Annotated in this window: 19 protein-coding genes and 1 tRNA gene; 9 read left to right on the top strand and 11 right to left on the bottom strand. The window is 60.4% G+C overall.

Translation table 11 applies throughout. The features are described 5' to 3' along the window. Positions 1-2: 2 nt before the first annotated feature. Genes pyrR through NDJ10_RS05285 form a run of 3 tightly spaced genes read right to left on the bottom strand, consistent with a single transcriptional unit; the run spans position 3 to position 1,530 of the window. A complete protein-coding gene (pyrR, locus tag NDJ10_RS05275) occupies positions 3-500 on the bottom strand; it encodes a bifunctional pyr operon transcriptional regulator/uracil phosphoribosyltransferase PyrR (protein WP_296160143.1) in 498 nt (165 codons plus the stop codon). Then, complete coding sequence (gene ruvX / locus NDJ10_RS05280) at positions 497-934, bottom strand: Holliday junction resolvase RuvX (RefSeq protein ID WP_296160144.1); 438 nt, start codon at positions 932-934, stop codon at positions 497-499. The genes pyrR and ruvX overlap by 4 nt, the downstream gene beginning before the upstream one ends. Then, positions 931-1,530 carry a YqgE/AlgH family protein gene (locus NDJ10_RS05285; RefSeq protein WP_296160145.1) on the bottom strand — a complete coding sequence of 200 codons (600 nt, stop codon included), beginning with the start codon at positions 1,528-1,530 and terminating at the stop codon, positions 931-933. Before NDJ10_RS05285 ends, ruvX begins: the two co-directional genes overlap by 4 nt. A gap of 21 nt (positions 1,531-1,551) precedes the next feature. Between NDJ10_RS05285 and NDJ10_RS05290 the strand changes: the two genes are divergently transcribed. Further along, complete coding sequence (locus NDJ10_RS05290) at positions 1,552-3,036, top strand: deoxyribodipyrimidine photo-lyase (RefSeq protein WP_296160146.1); 1,485 nt, start codon at positions 1,552-1,554, stop codon at positions 3,034-3,036. A 33-nt stretch (positions 3,037-3,069) separates the two neighbouring features. Here NDJ10_RS05290 and NDJ10_RS05295 read toward each other — a convergent pair whose 3' ends face one another. Then, complete coding sequence (locus NDJ10_RS05295) at positions 3,070-3,222, bottom strand: rubredoxin (protein ID WP_296160315.1); 153 nt, start codon at positions 3,220-3,222, stop codon at positions 3,070-3,072. A 123-nt stretch (positions 3,223-3,345) separates the two neighbouring features. Between NDJ10_RS05295 and hemL the strand changes: the two genes are divergently transcribed. Then, positions 3,346-4,659, top strand: coding sequence for a glutamate-1-semialdehyde 2,1-aminomutase (hemL, locus tag NDJ10_RS05300; protein WP_296160147.1), 1,314 nt, complete (start codon positions 3,346-3,348; stop codon positions 4,657-4,659). A gap of 108 nt (positions 4,660-4,767) precedes the next feature. Here the strand turns inward: hemL and purH are convergent, their stop codons facing one another. The 3 genes from purH to dusB all read right to left on the bottom strand — a co-directional run bounded on the left by purH (position 4,768) and on the right by dusB (position 7,787). Then, entirely contained in the window at positions 4,768-6,351 is a 1,584-nt protein-coding gene (gene purH, locus NDJ10_RS05305) for a bifunctional phosphoribosylaminoimidazolecarboxamide formyltransferase/IMP cyclohydrolase (protein WP_296160148.1), read from the bottom strand. A 144-nt stretch (positions 6,352-6,495) separates the two neighbouring features. Continuing rightward, positions 6,496-6,732 carry a helix-turn-helix domain-containing protein gene (locus NDJ10_RS05310; protein ID WP_296160149.1) on the bottom strand — a complete coding sequence of 79 codons (237 nt, stop codon included), beginning with the start codon at positions 6,730-6,732 and terminating at the stop codon, positions 6,496-6,498. Continuing rightward, entirely contained in the window at positions 6,729-7,787 is a 1,059-nt protein-coding gene (gene dusB, locus NDJ10_RS05315) for a tRNA dihydrouridine synthase DusB (RefSeq protein ID WP_296160150.1), read from the bottom strand. The genes NDJ10_RS05310 and dusB overlap by 4 nt, the downstream gene beginning before the upstream one ends. A gap of 149 nt (positions 7,788-7,936) precedes the next feature. Here dusB and NDJ10_RS05320 point away from each other — a divergent pair, with 149 nt between their 5' ends. Continuing rightward, on the top strand, positions 7,937-8,407 hold the full coding sequence (locus NDJ10_RS05320; protein ID WP_296160151.1) for a YqaA family protein: 471 nt from the start codon (positions 7,937-7,939) through the stop codon (positions 8,405-8,407). An 8-nt stretch (positions 8,408-8,415) separates the two neighbouring features. Here NDJ10_RS05320 and ychF read toward each other — a convergent pair whose 3' ends face one another. Together ychF and NDJ10_RS05330 are read right to left on the bottom strand one after the other, a co-directional pair. Further along, the gene (gene ychF, locus NDJ10_RS05325) at positions 8,416-9,504 is read right to left on the bottom strand and encodes a redox-regulated ATPase YchF (protein ID WP_296160152.1); all 1,089 of its coding nucleotides are present in this window, start codon (positions 9,502-9,504) and stop codon (positions 8,416-8,418) included. Between the two features lie 254 nt (positions 9,505-9,758). Next, positions 9,759-11,741 carry a GGDEF domain-containing phosphodiesterase gene (locus tag NDJ10_RS05330; RefSeq protein ID WP_296160153.1) on the bottom strand — a complete coding sequence of 661 codons (1,983 nt, stop codon included), beginning with the start codon at positions 11,739-11,741 and terminating at the stop codon, positions 9,759-9,761. Between the two features lie 72 nt (positions 11,742-11,813). On the opposite strand from NDJ10_RS05330, the gene NDJ10_RS05335 reads away from it, so the two are divergent. The 6 genes from NDJ10_RS05335 to NDJ10_RS05360 all read left to right on the top strand — a co-directional run bounded on the left by NDJ10_RS05335 (position 11,814) and on the right by NDJ10_RS05360 (position 16,897). After that, a complete protein-coding gene (locus NDJ10_RS05335) occupies positions 11,814-12,092 on the top strand; it encodes a hypothetical protein (RefSeq protein WP_296160154.1) in 279 nt (92 codons plus the stop codon). Between the two features lie 188 nt (positions 12,093-12,280). After that, a complete protein-coding gene (locus tag NDJ10_RS05340) occupies positions 12,281-13,393 on the top strand; it encodes an FAD-dependent monooxygenase (RefSeq protein WP_296160155.1) in 1,113 nt (370 codons plus the stop codon). A 66-nt stretch (positions 13,394-13,459) separates the two neighbouring features. After that, positions 13,460-14,161 carry a DsbC family protein gene (locus NDJ10_RS05345; RefSeq protein WP_296160156.1) on the top strand — a complete coding sequence of 234 codons (702 nt, stop codon included), beginning with the start codon at positions 13,460-13,462 and terminating at the stop codon, positions 14,159-14,161. After that, a complete protein-coding gene (locus tag NDJ10_RS05350; RefSeq protein ID WP_296160157.1) occupies positions 14,161-15,960 on the top strand; it encodes a peptidase M61 in 1,800 nt (599 codons plus the stop codon). The genes NDJ10_RS05345 and NDJ10_RS05350 overlap by 1 nt, the downstream gene beginning before the upstream one ends. A gap of 31 nt (positions 15,961-15,991) precedes the next feature. Then, positions 15,992-16,771 (top strand): enoyl-CoA hydratase, encoded by a 780-nt coding sequence (locus tag NDJ10_RS05355; protein ID WP_296160158.1) that lies wholly within the window; start codon positions 15,992-15,994, stop codon positions 16,769-16,771. Positions 16,772-16,820: 49 nt separating this feature from the next. Further along, positions 16,821-16,897: transfer RNA gene (locus tag NDJ10_RS05360), tRNA-Met, on the top strand. 45 nt (positions 16,898-16,942) lie between these two features. On the opposite strand, the gene NDJ10_RS05365 is transcribed toward NDJ10_RS05360, so the two are convergent. Together NDJ10_RS05365 and NDJ10_RS05370 are read right to left on the bottom strand one after the other, a co-directional pair. Then, positions 16,943-17,581, bottom strand: a complete 639-nt coding sequence (locus tag NDJ10_RS05365; RefSeq protein WP_363318687.1) for an NTP transferase domain-containing protein — start codon at positions 17,579-17,581, stop codon at positions 16,943-16,945. Next, positions 17,578-18,594: an XdhC/CoxI family protein gene (locus NDJ10_RS05370; RefSeq protein ID WP_296160159.1), complete on the bottom strand. Its 1,017-nt coding sequence runs from the start codon at positions 18,592-18,594 to the stop codon at positions 17,578-17,580. The genes NDJ10_RS05365 and NDJ10_RS05370 overlap by 4 nt, the downstream gene beginning before the upstream one ends. Positions 18,595-18,638: the final 44 nt, after the last annotated feature.

Here is an 18,638-nt window from a genome sequence, read left to right on the forward strand (position 1 = left end):
GGCTAAATGTCCTTCACGTTAAAACTGAAGCGACCATCCTCATGGCGCACCAGCGCCAACGACTGGCTGGCGGGCAGATGGATGCGTGCACTGCACAGGTCGGCCTGGATCGGCAGTTCGCGGCCGCCGCGGTCCACCAGCACCGCCAGCCTGACGCTGGCCGGGCGACCAAAGTCAAACAGCTCGTTGAGCACGGCGCGCACCGTGCGCCCGGTAAACAGCACATCGTCGAGCAACAGCACATGGGCGCCGTTGACGTCAAACGGGATTTGCGTCTGCGCACTGCTGGTCATGCCGCGACGGGCGAAATCGTCGCGGTGCATGGCCGACGAGATCACGCCAAACGGCTGCAGCAGGCCCAGGTCCTGCTGCAGGCGCTCGGCCAGCCAGACGCCGCCCGAAGCGATGCCCAACAGCTGCGTGTCCGGTTGCAGCAAGGGGCGTAAATTGTGTGCCAGATCGGCATACAGGGCCTCGGCATCAAGTGCCAGTGTGCTCATGGAAGACTCCTTAAAAACTGTTCCAGGATGATGCAGGCGGCCGCCGCATCGGCGTCGCGGGCACCATGCGAGTGGGCCTCGGTGGTGGTGTAGCGCTCATCGACCTCAAAGACCGGCAGGCTAAAGCGACCGTGCAACTGGCGCGCAAAGCGGCGCGCCCGCACCGTGTTTTCATGCGCGGCGCCATCGGGGTGAAACGGCACGCCGACCACCAGCGCGTCGGGCTGCCAGGTGTTGAGCTGCTGCGCCACCTTGTCAAACCGGGCCTTGCCCTCGGCAACGATCGTGCCCTGCGGCTGGGCAGTGCGCATGAGTCGGTTGCCCACCGCAAAGCCGGTGCGCTTGAGGCCGAAGTCCAACGCCATGAAGGTTTGCAAATGGGTAGGCACCACCGGCTGTGGGTTGACGCTTGAACTGTCCGGCAAAGTGCTCATGCGTGTCCGGCGTCGGGGGCCAGCATCCAGGGCTCCAGGCCCAGCAGCTTGAGGGCCTGGGCATAGCGCTCGGGCACCGGGGTCTCAAAGATCAGCCGGGCGTCGGCCTCGACAGTGAGCCAACTGTTGTCACCCAGTTCAGATTCCAGTTGACCCTCACCCCAAGCAGAATACCCCAATGAAATCAAAACCTTGCGTGGCCCAGCGCCGGTAGAGATGGCCTCCAGCACATCGCGCGAGGTGGTCATCTCCAGGCCGCCAGGGATCACCATGGTGCTGGCATAAACCGGTTGCTCGGGCTGAGCATCATCGGCAAAGGTGGCTTCATGCAGGACAAAGCCGCGTTCGGTCTGCACCGGCCCGCCAAAGAAAACAGGAGCGGTTTGCAGGTCGGAGCGACTCAGTGGCAGTTCCACCTTGTCAAACAGACCCTTGAGGTCAATGTCGCAGGGTTTGTTGATGACCAGCCCCAAGGCTCCCCGTGGGCTGTGCTCGCACAGATAAACGACACTGTGTTCAAAGAGCGGATCCTGCAGGCCGGGCATGGCGATCAAAAAATGATTCGTCAGGTTGATGGGAGCAGAATCAGAAGACATGGAACAATTTTAGCGATGAACATGACCCAAAATCTTGACACCGGTCTGATATGGTTCCGGCGCGATTTGCGCGTGGCGGACAATGCCGCGCTGCACCTGGCACTCTCCCGGTGCCGTCAGGTGCACTGCGTTTTTATTTATGACAAAGCGATTCTGGCGGACCTGCCGCACGCGGACCGGCGCGTCGAATTTATCCGCGAATCCCTGGTGGAACTGGACGCGGCCCTGCGCCAGCTCAGTGGCAAGGTGGGGGCCGGCCTGATCGTGCGCCATGCGCTGGCCAGCGACGAGTTGCCCCGGTTGGCGGCGCTTCTAAAAGTGCAGGCGGTATTTGCCGCGCGCGACTACGAGCCGCAAGCGCTGGCGCGCGACGACACAGTGCGCGCAGCGCTGGCACAAGCCGGCTGCGCGTTTTTTACCTGCAAGGACCAGGTCATTTTTGAAGGCCACGAGATCCTGACCCAGTCCGGCACGCCCTACGGCGTCTTCACGCCCTACAAAAACAACTGGCTGTCACGGGTCGCGCCGGAACACCTGGCGCAGCACGACAGCACGCCGCTGGGGCAGCGCCTGCTGGAACGTCCGCCAGCACTGCAACAGCCCGTGCCCAGCCTGCACGCGCTTGGTTTCGAGCCCACCAACCTGGCCAACCTGAAAATCCCAACCGGTGAAAGCGGTGGCCAGGCCTTGTTGGACACCTTTTTTGAGCGCATGGACGACTACCACGCCACGCGGGATTTCCCGGCGGTCAAGGGCCCGAGTTACCTGGGCGTGCACCTGCGCTTTGGCACCGTGTCGATCCGCCAGCTGGTGCGTATCGCCCTGCAACGCCAGGCCGCGGGCAGCGCGGGCGCAGCGGTATGGCTCAGCGAACTGGTGTGGCGTGATTTTTACTTTGCCATTCTGGCCAACGTCCCGCAGGTGGCGCAGCGCGCCTTCAAGCCCGAATACGATGCCATCCAGTGGGAGAGTGGTCCGGGCGCAGAAGCACTGTTCAAGGCCTGGTGTGAGGGGCGCACCGGCTACCCGCTGGTCGACGCGGCCATGGCACAGATCAACCAGACCGGCTACATGCACAACCGTCTGCGCATGGTGGCGGGCAGTTTCCTGGTGAAGGATCTTGGCATTGACTGGCGCTGGGGCGAGCGCTACTTTGCCGAAAAACTCAACGACTTCGACCTGTCGGCCAACAACGGCGGCTGGCAGTGGGTGGCGTCCAGCGGTTGTGATGCCCAACCCTACTTTCGCATCTTCAACCCGGTCAGTCAGAGTGAAAAGTTCGACCCGCAAGGCAAATTCATCCGCCGTTACCTGCCGCAACTGGCCGGACTGTCCGACAAAACCATCCACGCACCCTGGGCCGCCAAACCGCTGGAGCGGCAAATGGCCGGCGTGGTGCTGGGCCAAAACTACCCGCACCCCGTGGTGGCCCACGACGAGGCCCGGGCCAAAACATTGCAGCGCTATGCGGTGGTCAAGAAGTCAGGTGTGCCGGAGGCAAAGTAGCACGGATGAAGTTCAGCGCAATCCGGGAAGGCCTCAAATTTGGACCATCTCGAAATCTTCCTTGCGGGCACCGCATTCGGGGCAGGTCCAGTTGAGTGGCACATCGCGCCAGGCCGTGCCAGCCGGCACGCCATGTTCGGGATCGCCCGCTTCCTCGTCGTAAATCCAGCCACAAATCAGGCACATCCAGGTTGTCGATTGCGTCACAGTGTCCAAGGCCTTCCAATAGAATGTCTCATCATTCGCACCCTGACTTGATTCCAACAAACAAGCCCGGTACCCATCGCCTTATTCTGCCTGATCCAAACCATGAACAACTCCTCTGATCGCAATGCCACTTTGTTTGCCCGCGCCACACAGGTGATCCCGGGGGGTGTCAACTCGCCCGTGCGCGCTTTTCGTGCAGTCGGCGGTACACCCCGCTTCATCAGCCGGGCCCAAGGGGCCTACATGTGGGACGCCAACGGCCAGCGCTATACCGACTACATTGGCTCCTGGGGCCCGATGATCCTGGGCCACGGCCACCCGGCGGTGGTGGAAGCCGTGCAAAAAGCGTTGCTGGAAGGCTTCTCTTTCGGCGCCCCGACCGAACGCGAGGTGGAACTGGCCGAGGCTATTTTGAAACTCATGCCGAGCATGGACATGGTGCGCCTGGTGAGCTCGGGCACCGAAGCGGGCATGAGCACCATCCGCCTGGCGCGCGGTGCCACCGGCCGCAGCAAGCTCATCAAATTTGAAGGCTGCTACCACGGCCATGCCGATGCGCTGCTGGTCAAGGCCGGCTCGGGTCTGGCCACGTTTGGCAACCCGACCAGTGCCGGCGTGCCACCCGAAGTGGTGCAGCACACGCTGGTGCTCGAATTCAACAACATCGAACAACTCGAAGCCGCCTTTGCCGAACAAGGCAACGAGATCGCCTGCCTGATGATGGAGCCGATCTGCGGCAACATGAACTTCGTGCGCGCCACCGTGCCCTTCATGAAGCGCTGCCGCGAGCTGTGTACCCAGTACGGCGCACTGCTGGTGCTGGACGAGGTCATGACGGGTTTTCGCGTGGCGCTGGGCGGCGCGCAAAGTGTTTATGCCAAAGAAATTCCGGGCTTCGAGTCCGACATGACGGTGATGGGCAAGGTGATTGGCGGCGGCATGCCGCTGGCCGCCTTTGGCGCCAAGCGGGCGGTGATGGAACACCTGGCGCCGCTGGGCTCGGTGTACCAAGCTGGCACCCTGAGTGGCAACCCGGTGGCTACGGCCTGCGGTCTGGCCACACTGAATGAGATCACCAAGCCCGGTTTTTACGAGGAGCTGGCCCGCAAGACCCGCGCCCTGATCAGCGGTCTGAGCCAGGCTGCCAAAGCCGAAGGCGTGGCATTCAGTGGCGACTCGGAAGGCGGCATGATGGGCTTTTTCCTGCTCGACACCCTGCCCCACACCTACAGCCAGGTCATGAAGACCGATGGTGCCAAATTCAACCAGCTGTTCCACGGCCTGCTCGACCGTGGCGTCTACATTGCGCCGGCGTTGTACGAAGCCGGCTTTGTCAGCGCGGCCCACACCGATGCCGACATTGCAGAGACCGTGGCGGCGGCGGCAGAGGTATTTAAGGCCTTGTCAAAGCAATAAGACCCTGCCCCGATGGGGGCTTGGGTTCCCGCCGATTTCTGGGCGTCTGACAGTATGAGGCGGGGGCCCAAGCCCCCATCGGGGCAACTGACAGCGGTTCCTGGCAGCTCAATGCCTGAAATGGCGCACGCCTGAATACACCATGGCCACACCGCGCTCATCTGCTGCGTCGATCACCTCCTGGTCGCGCATGGAGCCACCCGGTTGAATGACACAAGTGGCGCCGGCATCGACCACCACATCGAGCCCGTCGCGGAACGGGAAGAAAGCGTCGCTGGCGACCGCCGTGCCCTTCAGGCTCAGGCCCGCGTGTTCGGCCTTGATGCTGGCAATGCGCGCCGAATCAAGCCGGCTCATCTGGCCCGCGCCCACACCCATGGTCATGCCGCCCTTGCAGAAGACGATGGCGTTGCTCTTGACGAACTTGGCAATATTCCAGGCAAACAGCAGGTCCTGCAACTGTTCCTGCGTGGGTTGCAGTTTGGTCACGACCTTGAGGTCGGCCAGCGTGAGGATGTGGTTGTCAGCCGTCTGCATCAACAGGCCGGAACCGACACGCTTGATGTCCATGGCGTTGCGGCCGTTGTCCCAGTCGCTGGCGCCCCCCGGCGGCAGGTCGATTTGCAGGATGCGCACGTTGACCTTGCTCTTGAACACGGCCAGCGCTTCGGGCGTGAAACTGGGCGCCATCAGCACCTCGATGAACTGCTTGGACATTTGCAGCGCTGCGCGCTCATCAAGCGGACAGTTGAGGGCAATGATGCCACCAAAGGCCGAGGTGGGGTCGGTCTGGAAGGCCTTGCTGTAGGCCTCCAGCGCGTCGGCACCCACGGCGACGCCGCAGGGATTAGCGTGCTTGACGATGACACAGGCCGGCGTGTCGAAGCTCTTGACGCATTCCCAGGCGGCGTCGGCATCGGCGATGTTGTTGTAGCTGAGTTCCTTGCCCTGCAATTGCACCGCGGTCACCAGCGAGCCAGGGGCCGGGTACAGGTCGCGGTAGAAGGCAGCGCTCTGGTGCGGGTTTTCACCGTAGCGCAGATCCTGCAGCTTGATAAACTGGCTGTTGGCCTGCGCCGGAAACAGGGTGCGCGCCGGCGTGCTGGCGCCTTCTTCAAACGCGATCGACGACAGGTAATTGCTGATGGCGCCGTCGTACTGGCTGATGCGGTTGAACGCCGCCACCGACAGGGCAAACTTGGTCTGGAGCGTTAAACCGCCGTCCTTGAGTTCGGTCAGCACTTGCGCATACTGCGAGGCGTCGGTCAGCACCGCCACGTCCTTCCAGTTTTTGGCTGCGCTGCGCACCATGGCCGGACCACCGATGTCGATGTTCTCGATCGCGTCTTCGAGCGTGCAGCCGGCCTTGGCCACGGTGGCCTCGAACGGGTACAGGTTGACCACCAGCAGGTCGATGGTGTCGATGGCATGGGCCTTGAGCGCGGCCATGTGTTCGGGTAGGTCGCGCCGGGCCAGCAGGCCACCGTGCACCTTGGGATGCAGGGTTTTGACGCGGCCATCGAGCATCTCGGGGAAACCGGTCACTTCGGCCACCTCAGTCACCGGCAGGCCCTGGTCGGCCAGCAGTTTGGCTGTGCCGCCGGTGGACAGCAGCTTGATGCCAAGCGCGTGCAGCGCCTGGGCAAATTCAACAATGCCGGTTTTGTCGGAGACAGATAGAAGAGCGTTCATGGGTTAAAAGGTGGTTAATTTAGGAAAAAAAGGAGGGAGCCCCGAATTCGTCATTGCGCGCCTGGCGCGGCAATCCAGAGTTCATGGACTGCCGCGGCCTGCGGCCTCGCAGTGACGGTGGTCAAGTCGCGAGACTTCATTGGCTTATTCGATGAGCTTGTGTTCCAGCAGTTTTTTGCGCAGGGTGTTGCGATTCAAACCGAGGTACTGGGCGGCTTTGGACTGGTTGTTGTCAGCGCGCTGCATCACCACTTCCAGCAGCGGTTTTTCCACCACGGCCAGCAGCATGTCGTACATGCCATTGGGCTCGCTGTGGCCTAAATCGCTCAGGTAATTTTCCAGGTTGCTACGTACACAATCTGCAATATGCAGAGGTTTCATTGAAGTGTCTCCATGTTCTTATTGAGGTCGCTATCAAGGTGATGTGTCGGGCGCATGGGCTGGGGCAGGCGATCCATGCGCGCATTGAGTTCGTCAAAAAAATCAGCCACCGCAGCCCACTGCGTCCGGCAATCCGGCAAGGTGTTCATGAGATCCCGGAAGGCCTCGCCACCAGGCAACGCCCGTACATACCAGCCAATGTGCTTGCGCGCACTGAGCACACCGATAAATTCACCGTACAGGCTGTAATGGTCCTGCAGATGGGCCAGCAACAGTTGCTTGACCTCGGCCACCAGCGGCGGCGCCAGTTGCTCACCGGTGGCCAGAAAATGCACGATTTCCCGGAAAATCCAGGGCCGCCCCTGGGCTGCGCGGCCAACCATCACCGCGTCGGCACCGGTGGCAGCCAGCACGGCGCGCGCTTTCCCGGGGCTGTCGATGTCGCCATTGGCCACCACCGGAATGCGCAGCGCGGCTTTCACCGCCGCGATGGTGTCGTACTCGGCCTGGCCGCGGTAGCCCTGCTCGCGGGTACGGCCATGCACGGTCACCATCTGCACGCCGGCCGACTCGGCCGCCCTGGCCAATTGCACCGCGTTTTTGGCGGTATGGCACCAGCCGGTGCGCATCTTGAGCGTCACCGGCACGCCCAGCGGCGCACAGGCCTGCACCACGGCCGAGACAATGTCGAGCGCCAGCACCTCGTCCTGCATCAGGGCGGAACCGGCCCACTTGTTGCACACTTTTTTGGCTGGGCAGCCCATGTTGATGTCGATGATCTGGGCACCCCGGTCGATGTTGTAGCGCGCTGCATCGGCCATCATCGGCGCATCGGTGCCGGCAATCTGCACGGCAATGGGGCCGGGCTCGCCGTCGTGGTTGGCGCGCTGCGAAGTCTTGAGCGAACGCATCAGGTCGGGTCGGCTGGTCACCATCTCGCTCACCGCGTAGCCCGCGCCGAGCCGCTTGCACAGCTGGCGAAACGGCCGATCGGTCACCCCGGCCATGGGGGCGACAAAACAGGTATTGGGCAAAACGTAGGGACCGATGTTCATGCGAACGTGTTCAAAGCAAATGGAAATGCCAACGGAAGATAGGTAACAAAGTGTTTGGGGATGGAGGATTCTAGCTGCCCAAAATTTCAGCAAATGAAATAAATACCGATGTGGGGGAGATGGGGCACAAAACCTATACTCCGTCACCCATGGACCTCTGGCTCGATCACCTTCTAACCCTGCTGGCACTGCCCAAGTTTGGACTCAGCAGTGTTTTTGTGGTGTCGTTCGTGTCAGCCACATTACTGCCCATGGGCTCGGAGCCTGCGGTGTTCGGCCTGGTGGAACTCAATCCGTCACTGTTCTGGCCGGCCATCGCCGTGGCCACCATCGGCAACACCCTGGGCGGCGCCGTGAGCTGGTGGATGGGGTTGGCGTCGCACAAGGTGGTGGACAAATACCAGCACTCCAAACACCACCTGCGCGCCCTGGCCTGGCTGGAGCGGCTCGGCCCCAAGGCCTGCCTGCTGGCCTGGTTGCCCATTGTGGGCGACCCGCTGTGTGCGGTCGCAGGCTGGCTGAAACTGCCGTTCTGGCCCTGCCTGGGTTACATGGCCATCGGCAAATGCGCCCGCTATATCACCATGACGGCGGCGTTGATGGGCGTTTTTGGTGGCTAGAAAAAATTTCAGGAGCTGAACAAAAAGTTCATCACGTCGCCGTCCTTGACCACGTAGTCCTTGCCTTCGGCGCGCATCTTGCCGGCATCCTTGGCGCCCTGCTCGCCCTGGTAGGTGATGTAGTCGTCATAGGCAATGGTCTGGGCGCGGATATAGCCCTTTTCAAAATCGGTGTGGATCACGCCGGCCGCCTGCGGGCCGGTGTCGCCCTTGTGGATGGTCCAGGCGCGTACTTCCTTGACACCGGCGGTGAAGTAGGTCTGCAGGCCCAGCAGATCGTAGGCGGCGCGGATCAGGCGGTTCAGGCCCGGCTCATGCAGGCCCATTTCTTCCAGGAACATCTGCCGGTCTTCGTCGCTCATGTCGGCCATTTCGGCCTCCAGCTTGGCACAAATGGCCACCACCGGGGCTTTCTGTGCGCCGGCGTAGGCGGTCAGGCGGTCCAGCAAGGGGTTGTTCTCAAAGCCGTCTTCGGCCACGTTGGCGACAAACATGGCGGGTTTGGCCGTGATCAGGAAAAACTGTTTCAACAAGGGCTGTTCTTCCTTGCTGAAGTCCAGTGCGCGCACCGGTTTGGCCTCGTTGAGGGCGGCCTGGCAGCGCTCCAGGATGCCGACCAGTTTGGCCGCTTCCTTGTCGCCGCCCGATTTGGCTGCTTTCTGATAACGCGCCAGCGACTTTTCGACCGTGCTCAGATCGGCCAGGCAGAGTTCGGTCTGGATCACCTCGATGTCAGAAATCGGGTCAACCCGGCCCGACACGTGGATCACGTTGTCGTCTTCAAAGCAGCGCACCACGTTGATGATGGCGTCGGTTTCGCGGATGTGCGCCAAAAACTTGTTGCCCAAGCCCTCGCCGGTGCTGGCGCCAGCCACCAGGCCGGCAATATCGACAAATTCGACGATGGCGCGCTGCACGCGCTCCGGGTGCACGATGGCTGATAGCGCGTCAAGCCGCGAGTCAGGCACTTCAACGATGCCCACATTGGGCTCGATGGTGCAAAAGGGGTAGTTCTCAGCCGCAATGCCCGCCTTGGTCAGCGCATTGAACAGGGTCGATTTACCGACGTTGGGCAAGCCCACGATGCCACATTTCATGAAATATCCTTAAGAATCAACAACCCGCTCGCACCATCGAATCCTTTGCGGACATCTCTGGCGCACCCGATCCATAGCTGACAGCGAGGCAAAAAAGACCAAAACGCGACGTTTCAAAACATCGCAATATTGCAAAGTTTTGTCCGGCATTTATTCTGGAGAAGTGGCATCGATTGTACTTATGCAGCGAGGTCGGCAAGCTGGACAAAGCAACGCTGATCATTTAAACCGAGCAGCCTCAACCGTCTGATGTATCAAGCCCCTACTTGTTTTTCAAACTCTTCCAGCGTGATGGGTTGGCTGAACAGGTAGCCCTGGTACAGATGACAGCCGTTGACTTCAAGAAAATTTAGCTGCTCGGTAGTTTCAACACCCTCGGCAATCACTTGCAGCCCAAGGCTTTGGCCCAAGCCAATCACCGTGCGCACGATGGCCGCATCGTTCACATTGGTAGCCATATCTTGCACGAATGACTTGTCGATCTTGAGCTGATCAAGCGGCATTTTCTGAAGGTAGGCCAAGGAAGAGAAACCCGTACCAAAGTCATCCAGCGAGAAGCTAACACCAAGGGCACGCAAGACTTGCATTTTTTGCACCACCAACTCAATATCTGCCGCCAGAATGCTCTCGGTCATTTCAAGCTTCAGGCGGTTCGGGTTGGCACCTGTGCGCTTCAGCGTGCCGACAACACTTTCCACATAACCGGGTTGGTTGAATTCTTTGGCACTGACGTTCACAGCCAGCACCAGGTCGCGTCTTTCAGGGTGCTGCTCCCAGCGTTTGAGCTGGGTGCAAGCGGTTTCCAGCACCCAACTGCCTAACATCATGATTAAACCGGTTTCCTCTGCCAGCGGAATGAATTTGGCGGGGGACACCATCCCCAGGACCGGGTGGGTCCACCGGACCAACAATTCGGCGCCCAGAATATGACCGCGACTATCAACCTGCTTTTGGTACAAAAGCAAAAGCTCAGCCGGAATCCCCTTGCGCAGGTCGCGCTCCAGCTGGAATCGTTCATCCACCAAGACCTGCAGGCTGTCATCGAAAAACTGGCAACGGTCATGCCCGACGCGCTTGGCCTCGAACATGGCAACATCGGCATGCTTGATCACGTCGGTAGCGGAGATATCACCCCCGATGAACATCTTGATGCCGATAGAAGCTTTACCTGTATACGCTTCACCCGCGAGTTCGAAAGGCTGCTGAAAGCTCGCCAAAATTTGCGCTCCAATGGCCGAAGCTTGCTGTTTGGCCTTGTCAGGCTCAGGATCAAGGGAACCCAACAAGACGCCAAATTCATCACTCCGGAGGCGCGCCAAGGTGTCCTGGGAACGGACCACCGTCGACAAGCGTTGGGCCACTGCAATCAGCAAGAGGTCACCAATATCATGGCCGCGGGTGTTGTTGAGCAAGCTGAAATGGTCCAGATTGATCAGAATCAGACCGCCTTGATTGCGCGTCCTGGCGTTGTCACTCAAGGCCATTTCCAGGCGCTCCATCAACAAGCGCCGGTTCACCAGTCCTGTGACCCTGTCATAGAAGGCCAACTCATGCATGACCTGGCCGAGCATTCCAGCCTCATCGCGGGACGGGGGTTCCCGGTTGATATCTGCAGGCACACTCCTGACGTTTTGATGCGCCCTGGCCTGATCAGCCAGTGCCTCAATGGGCCGTACCACCCTTGCCGAGATGAACCAGGCCACGGCCGCGAAGCTGGCGGAAAATATCAAGCTGAGCCATAACATCAACAGGCGTGTCTGGTGAATGTCGGCAAGCGCAAGACTTGATGATGCGCGCACAACAACGACCCACCCGAGTCCCTGCTGGCTCGGGGAGGATTGAATGCGTGTCTCCGCGGAAAAATAGTCGCGCCAGCTTGTTTGCTCTTTAAGCGCCACAAGATTAGCGGCGCTTTCTGCAGGGGGTTTCAGCAGCCACTCCCCCCGCTCATCGGCGATCAGCACCTCAACCTGTTTTTTCTTGTCTGTGGCGTCCAGGCTTGCTTCGATAATGCCCCTGACCCAATGCCAATGCAGGTGTGCACCCAATACCCCGGTGTTGGAATTACCGGCGATTTTGACCGGTACGGCCACGTCGACAAGCCTCAGGGGTTCACCCGATTCAGGTACGTTCAGGACCGAAGCCAGGAGTTCGGCTACATGTGGATCACCAAAAAAAAGCCCTTGTCGCCCACCCACAAACCAAGGGCGTTTCGAAACGTCCTGCTGCTCCAGCAAGCCGGCGCTGGCCGCCAGGACCGTGCCATCGGATCCAGCCAAGCCAATCCAGGCGTATTCCGGCTGACTGGCTTGCAGCTTGTCAAAGACGCCGCGAATCTCAGTCGGGTTGGACAGCTTGGCCCGCTGCAACAGGTCCGAGATTATTTGCAATTCTTCCTTGCGGTGCGACAAGTCCTGATCCAGGCTGCTCGCAATCCGGTGCGCGATCTGATGGAGCGCCTCAAATTCGCTGTTTTTGGCGCTGGCCTCCCAGCGCCACTGCATCAGTCCAGTCAACAACAAACCAAAAACAATGCCACTCACCCCCATGGCCGCAGAAAATCGTCCGCGCATGCTTCTGAAAGGTGAGAGTCTGGAAATCAATCGTTGCCACATGGAAGGAATTTTTACACGCAAACGCCGTGGCGTTTAGCCTTCGTGTGAAGCTGGTTTGTAGCAAACTACTGCCAGTCCTTGAAAGGAATGCCGGTCTGACCGAGTCAAACGCTTGATTTCACCTGCTTGTGCCGAGCTAACCACCTCCTACAATCCCGGCCATGACACAACGTTTTGATATTTGTATCCGTGGTGGTGGCATTGTGGGGCATGCCCTGGCGCTGTTGCTGGCGCGCGACCGCTTGCGTATTGGCTTGTTCGCACCCGAAATGCCTGCCAACAACGAGCCCGACGTGCGGGCTTATGCGCTCAACGCCAAATCGAAAGCGCTGCTCGAATCGGTGCGCTGCTGGCCCGACCTGGCGCATGCCACGCCGGTGCTGGACATGGAGGTCAAGGGCGATGACGGTGGTTTGGTCAATTTTTCGGCCACCGAACTGGCGGTGCCCGCGATGACCTGGATTGTGGATGTACCCGCGCTGGAAGCCCAGTTGCGGGACGCGGTGCGTTTCCAGCCGCATATCGAACTGCTTGACGCACCTCGTCCGGCCACCCTGACCGTGGTGTGCGAAGGCAAGGCCAGCCGCACACGCGAAGAATTTGGCGTCGAATTTGCCGCCACGCGTTACCCGCAACACGCCATTGCCGCACGGCTCACCTGCGAAAAACCGCATGGGCAAGTCGCACGCCAGTGGTTCACCCAGGGTGAGATTCTGGCTTTTTTGCCGCTCCACGGTGCCCGGGGCAACACCGTGGCCATGGTCTGGTCGGTCCGCGACGGCCGCACGCTGGAGATGCTCGACGACAGCGAAGACGCCTTTTGCGAGCAGATTGAGCACTTGAGCGAAGGCGTTTTGGGCAAACTCACGCTGGTCAGCCCGCGCAAAGCCTGGCCGCTGCAGTCGGCGCAGGCCAGTCGTTGGATCGGCGTCGCCGATGGTCAATCATGGGCGCTGGCAGGAGACGCAGCCCATACCGTGCATCCGCTGGCGGGCCAGGGTCTGAACCTGGGCTTGGGGGACGTGGCCGAGCTCACGCACATTCTGCACAGCCGGGCCTACTGGCGCCCGGTGAACGATGTCAGGTTGCTGCGCCAGTACGAACGTGCCCGCAAAACCGAAGTCACCGCCACCGACGCCGCCATGACAGCCTTGCAACAGCTGTTCGACAAGCCTGGCGATGGCTGGCAAAAACTGCGCAATTGGGGCATGTCGGGCTTTGAGCAGGTGGGCTTCTCCAAACACTGGGCAGCGCGACGGGCCATGGGCATCTGAACGCAAAACCAAGAACTTATTGCACGCAAGCTGGTCTGACACCACTTAACACCTCACTGGACATCCATGAAAAGACTCTTCACTTCCCTGATGGCTTGCGCCTTGTTGCTGGCCAGCACGGCCTGGTCGCAAGAAAGCACCATTCGCAAAAATCTGGGCGAACGCATTCCGCAACTGCAACAACTTGACGAGGTCATCAAATCGCCCATCCCCGGCCTGTACGAGATTCGCGTCAATGGCAACGAGATTTACTACACCGACGCCGAGGCCAACTACTTGGTACAAGGCAATCTGATCGACACCCGGCAAAAGCGCAACCTGACCGAAGAGCGCATCGAAAAACTCTCGGCCATTGACTTTGACGCCCTGCCTTTCAAGGATGCCTTCACCATGGTGCGCGGCAACGGCAAGCGCAAGCTGGCGGTCTTCGAGGACCCCAACTGCGGCTACTGCAAGCGTTTTGAAAAGGACCTGCAAAAAGTCAACAATGTCACGATTTACATGTTTCTCTACCCGATCCTGGGCCCCGACTCTGGCGAAAAGTCGAGAAACATCTGGTGCGCCAAGGACAAGGCCAAGGCCTGGCAGGACTGGATGGTGCGCGATGTCACGCCAACAGCGGCCACCTGCGACAGCGCAGCCGTGGCCCGCAATGTGGAACTGGGCCGCAAGTTCAGAATCAACGGTACGCCGACGCTGGTGTTTGCCGACGGCAGCCGCGTGCCCGGCGCGATTGGTGCCGATCAGGTTGAAAAACGCCTGAACTGATGAAATCGCGGACGCCCTCCACCGCCCCAGCCCAGGTGGGCTATGGGGTGCGCGCGCTGGACCTTCATGCGCACCTGTTCGAAGTCACGCTCACCGTGGCCCAACCCGCTGCCGATCAGGTCGTCAGTTTGCCAGTGTGGATTCCGGGCAGCTACCTGGTGCGCGAGTTCGCCAAACACCTGCAGGGCCTGCAGGCGCGGCAAGGCAACAAACCGGTGGCTATCAGCCAGCTTGACAAATGCAGCTGGCAAATCCACACCCAAGCAGGCAAGGCGCTGGCGCTGAAGTACCAAGTCTATGCCTTTGACAGCTCGGTGCGCACGGCTTGGCTCGACAGCCAGCGCGGTTTTTTCAACGGCACCAGCCTGTGCCTGCGCGTGCACGGACAGGAAGACAGGCCACACCAGTTGACACTGACCGACGATGATCTGCCCAAAGACTGGCAAGCCGCCACGGCGCTGAGCGCACAACGCGTCACAAAACGCGGTTTTGGCGATTATCTGGCCACCAATTACGACGAACTGGTGGACAGCCCGGTCGAGCTTGGCCCGTTCTGGCGCGGTGAATTTGTCGCCGCCGGTATCCCGCACCAATTTATTGTCTCGGGCGCGTCCGCCAGCTTTGACGGCGCGCGCCTGCTGGCCGATACCCAGGCCATTTGTGAGGCTGAAATCAGCTTTTGGCACGGTAGCCAGCCGCAACAGGCCCCGCAGCGCCACTACCTGTTCATGCTCAATGCCGTGCAGGACGGCTATGGCGGGCTGGAACACCGCAATTCGACCGCACTGATCTGCAAACGGGCCGATTTGCCTCGCCTGGGGCAAGCCGGCACGGGCGAGCCATCCGATGGCTACACCACCCTGCTCGGCCTCATCAGCCATGAGTACTTTCACACCTGGAACGTCAAGCGGCTGCGCCCGGCCGAATTTGTCCGCTACGACTACGACCAGGAAAATTACACTGAGTTGCTGTGGTTTTTTGAAGGTTTTACCAGCTATTTTGACGACCTGCTGCTGCGTCGGGCCAAGCGGATTGACACCACGCACTATCTCAAATTACTGGCCAAAACCATCAACCAGGTGCTGCAAACGCCCGGACGCCAGGTGCAAAGCGTGGCCCAGTCCAGCCGTGACGCCTGGGTCAAGTACTACCGGCAGGATGAGAACACGGCCAATGCCACGGTGAGTTACTACACCAAGGGTTCGCTGGTTGCGCTGTGCCTGGACCTGAGCTTGCGCCACGGCGGCAAAACCAGCCTGGATGCGGTGATGCGCGCGCTGTGGCAGCGTTGCCAGGGCGGCCCCATGACGCAGGACGACCTGCTGGCGGTGCTGACAGACTTGTCGGGCCAATCCTATGCGGCGCAATTGCAGCAGTGGGTCCATGGCACGGCCGACCTGCCGCTTAAAAAGTTGCTCAAGCAGCACGGCGTCCGTTATGACGAAGAGCCCGTTCCACGCCCGGATCAATTGGGCATGAAAGTCCATGAGCAACAAGGCATCCGCATCAAGAGCGTGCTGCGCGGCAGTGCCGCCGAACAGGCGGGTTTTGCCGCCGGTGACGAGTGGTTGGGCGTGGCCACAGGCCAGGGCAAAAGCAGCCAACGCTGGCGCCTGAACAAGCTCGACGATCTGGCCACTTACCTTGGCAGCGACACCCACTGCCGAGCCCTGATTGCCCGCGACCAGCGCCTGCTGACGCTGTCATTGAGCTTGCCGGACACGGTGCGCAATGTCAAACTCGGGGTGACTGACCCGAAACAGGTCGACACCTGGCTTGATGGCAAAAGCCCCGCCTGATCCCTTATTTTTTTACCATACAGGAGACCCGATGACTTACGAACTGATCACCGTCCGCACCGAAGCCGACAAGGTGGGCATCATCACCTTGAACCGCCCCAAGCAGCTCAACGCGCTCAACGACCAGCTCATGACCGAGCTCGGTAACGCACTGCAAGCCTTCGATGCCGACGCCGGCATCCACTGCATGATCATCACCGGCAGTGAAAAAGCCTTCGCCGCCGGTGCCGACATTGGCGCCATGAGCAACTACAACTTTGCCGATGTCTACAAGCAGGACTTCATCACCCGCAACTGGGAAAAAATCCGCTCTGTGCGCAAGCCCGTGATTGCCGCGGTGAGCGGTTTTGCCCTGGGTGGCGGCTGCGAGCTGGCCATGATGTGCGACTTCATCATTGCCGCCGACAACGCGCGTTTTGGCCAGCCCGAGATCAAGCTCGGCATCATCCCCGGTGCCGGTGGCACCCAGCGCCTGCCGCGTGCCGTGGGCAAGGCCAAGGCCATGGACCTGGCACTGACCGGGCGCATGATGGACGCTGTGGAAGCGGAGCGCTCAGGACTGGTCAGCCGTGTGGTGGCGCTGGAAAAGCTGATGGAAGAAGCGCTGGGCGCCGCCCTGATGATCAGCGAATTCTCGCAGGTGGCCGTTATGGCGGCCAAGGAGTCGGTCAACCGCGCCTTCGAGGGTACCCTGAACGACGGCATCATGTTTGAGCGCCGCCTGTTTCACGCCTTGTTTGCCACGGCAGACCAAAAAGAAGGCATGGACGCGTTCGTCAACAAACGCAAAGCCGTTTTTACCCACCAATGACGCCAGGCCGCCAAAAGCGGCTCACAACCCGCTATAATTTCGCCTCGTTGGTGATATAGCTCAGTTGGTTAGAGCGCAGCATTCATAATGCTGATGTCGGTGGTTCAAATCCACCTATCACCACCAAGATTCATGCTTTCGCCTGTCGAAAACCATAAAACCCTAAGTTATTCAACGGCTTAGGGTTTTTTTGCGTCTATCGGCTGCTATCGACGGGAATTGACTGCCAAGGCAATCCGGGGGCAAGGCATATCCATCAACAAAACACTGCCCGTAGACACCCATATTGTGCAAAAGACGCTCTGCGACTCGCAGATCATCAATGGTATCAATGTCAGTCACGCAACCGACATCCTCCACAACCAATTCCATAGCAGCATAAGCTTGAGCGACAAGAGCCGCGCCCCTATCTCCCTTCAGGTTCAGCAGGGACCGGCGACAAACAGCGGAAAAACCCACCGGGTGGCCGCGCCGCCCCCGGTACACCGGCACCACCACGTCTTGCCCCGTTAACGCAGTCGCGACCGCGACCAGGCTGCCGCTTTGAATGAGCGGCAAATCCGCCGGCAGGATCAGCCAGCCAGCCGCTTGCGATGTTTTATGTACCGCCGCGGCGATGGAGTCGCCCATGCCGGGATGTGCGCTTTCTTCAAGATGCCACGGCAACCCACTGCCCCGCACGGCGTCCAGCGTGTGCTGCAGAACGGTTTTCCCCATTAACCGCACCTGCAATTTATGGGTGGTTCCGCCAGATGCAGCAAAACGTTCCCCACGCCCTGAGGCCAGAATAACGACGGTGGGCAAACTCAAGTCAGCACCCCGCTGTCCGGACGGGCTGTCACCGTGACAGAGGCAGCCGCATTTTTCGTCTGCACAATCTCGGCCACGATGGAGACCGCAATCTCGGCTGGCGTTTTTGCGCCCAGCGCCAGCCCCACCGGACCATGCAGGCGGCCCAGCGCCTCGGCGCTCACATCGAAGTGTTCAGCCAATCGCAGCTTGCGGGTTGCCTGGTTGCGCCGCGAGCCCAAGGCGCCGACATAAAAGGCATTGGACTGCAGCGCTTCGAGCAATGCCATGTCGTCGAGTTTGGGGTCATGCGTCAGGGCCACGATGGCCGTGTGGGCATCCGGTACCAGTTCGCGAACAGCATCATCGGGCATGCCGTCAATACGCCGCACCCCTGGCATGCCCGCCATCAAGACAGCGGCATATTCCTCGCGCGGGTCGCATACCAGCACGTCAAAATCAAGCATGATGGCCATCTGCGCCACCGCCTGCGACAACTGGCCGGCGCCAATCAGCAGCAGGCGCCACTTCGGGCCAAACACGGTGGTCAGCGTGCTGCCATCAAACTGCATGGCATGGCCACGCAGCGCAGGGGTGAGCTGTACCGCGCCGGTCGCCAAGGTCAGCGTGCGTGCCACCAACTGGTGGGCTGCCGTGCTGGCCAGCAATTGTTCGACCCAGGCGGTGTCCAGCAGAGGCTCCTGCACCAGTCGCAAGCTGCCGCCGCAGGGCAAGCCAAAGCGGGCAGCTTCGTCCTGGCTGACACCATAGGCCATCATGGCGGGCTTCTCCAGCCCGAAAGCTCCGCCATCGACTTGCCTGAAACGAGCCTTGGTGCGGGCAATCAAATCATCTTCAACACAACCACCGGACACCGAGCCACTGACCACGCCGTCGTCGCGCACGGCCAACATGGAACCTGCTGGCCGTGGCGCGCTGCCCCAGGTCTGCACAACTGTCACCAGTGTGACGGCATGACTGGCACGGCGCCACGCCAGGGCATCTGCCAGCACTCTGAGATCAAGGCTTTCCATCCATCCCCCTCAACATTTTCAAATCAGGCTGCCATTGGCGTCTG

The sequence above is a fragment of the Rhodoferax sp. genome, from assembly GCF_023700745.1.
In the GTDB taxonomy this organism is placed as follows: Bacteria; Pseudomonadota; Gammaproteobacteria; order Burkholderiales; family Burkholderiaceae_C; genus Rhodoferax.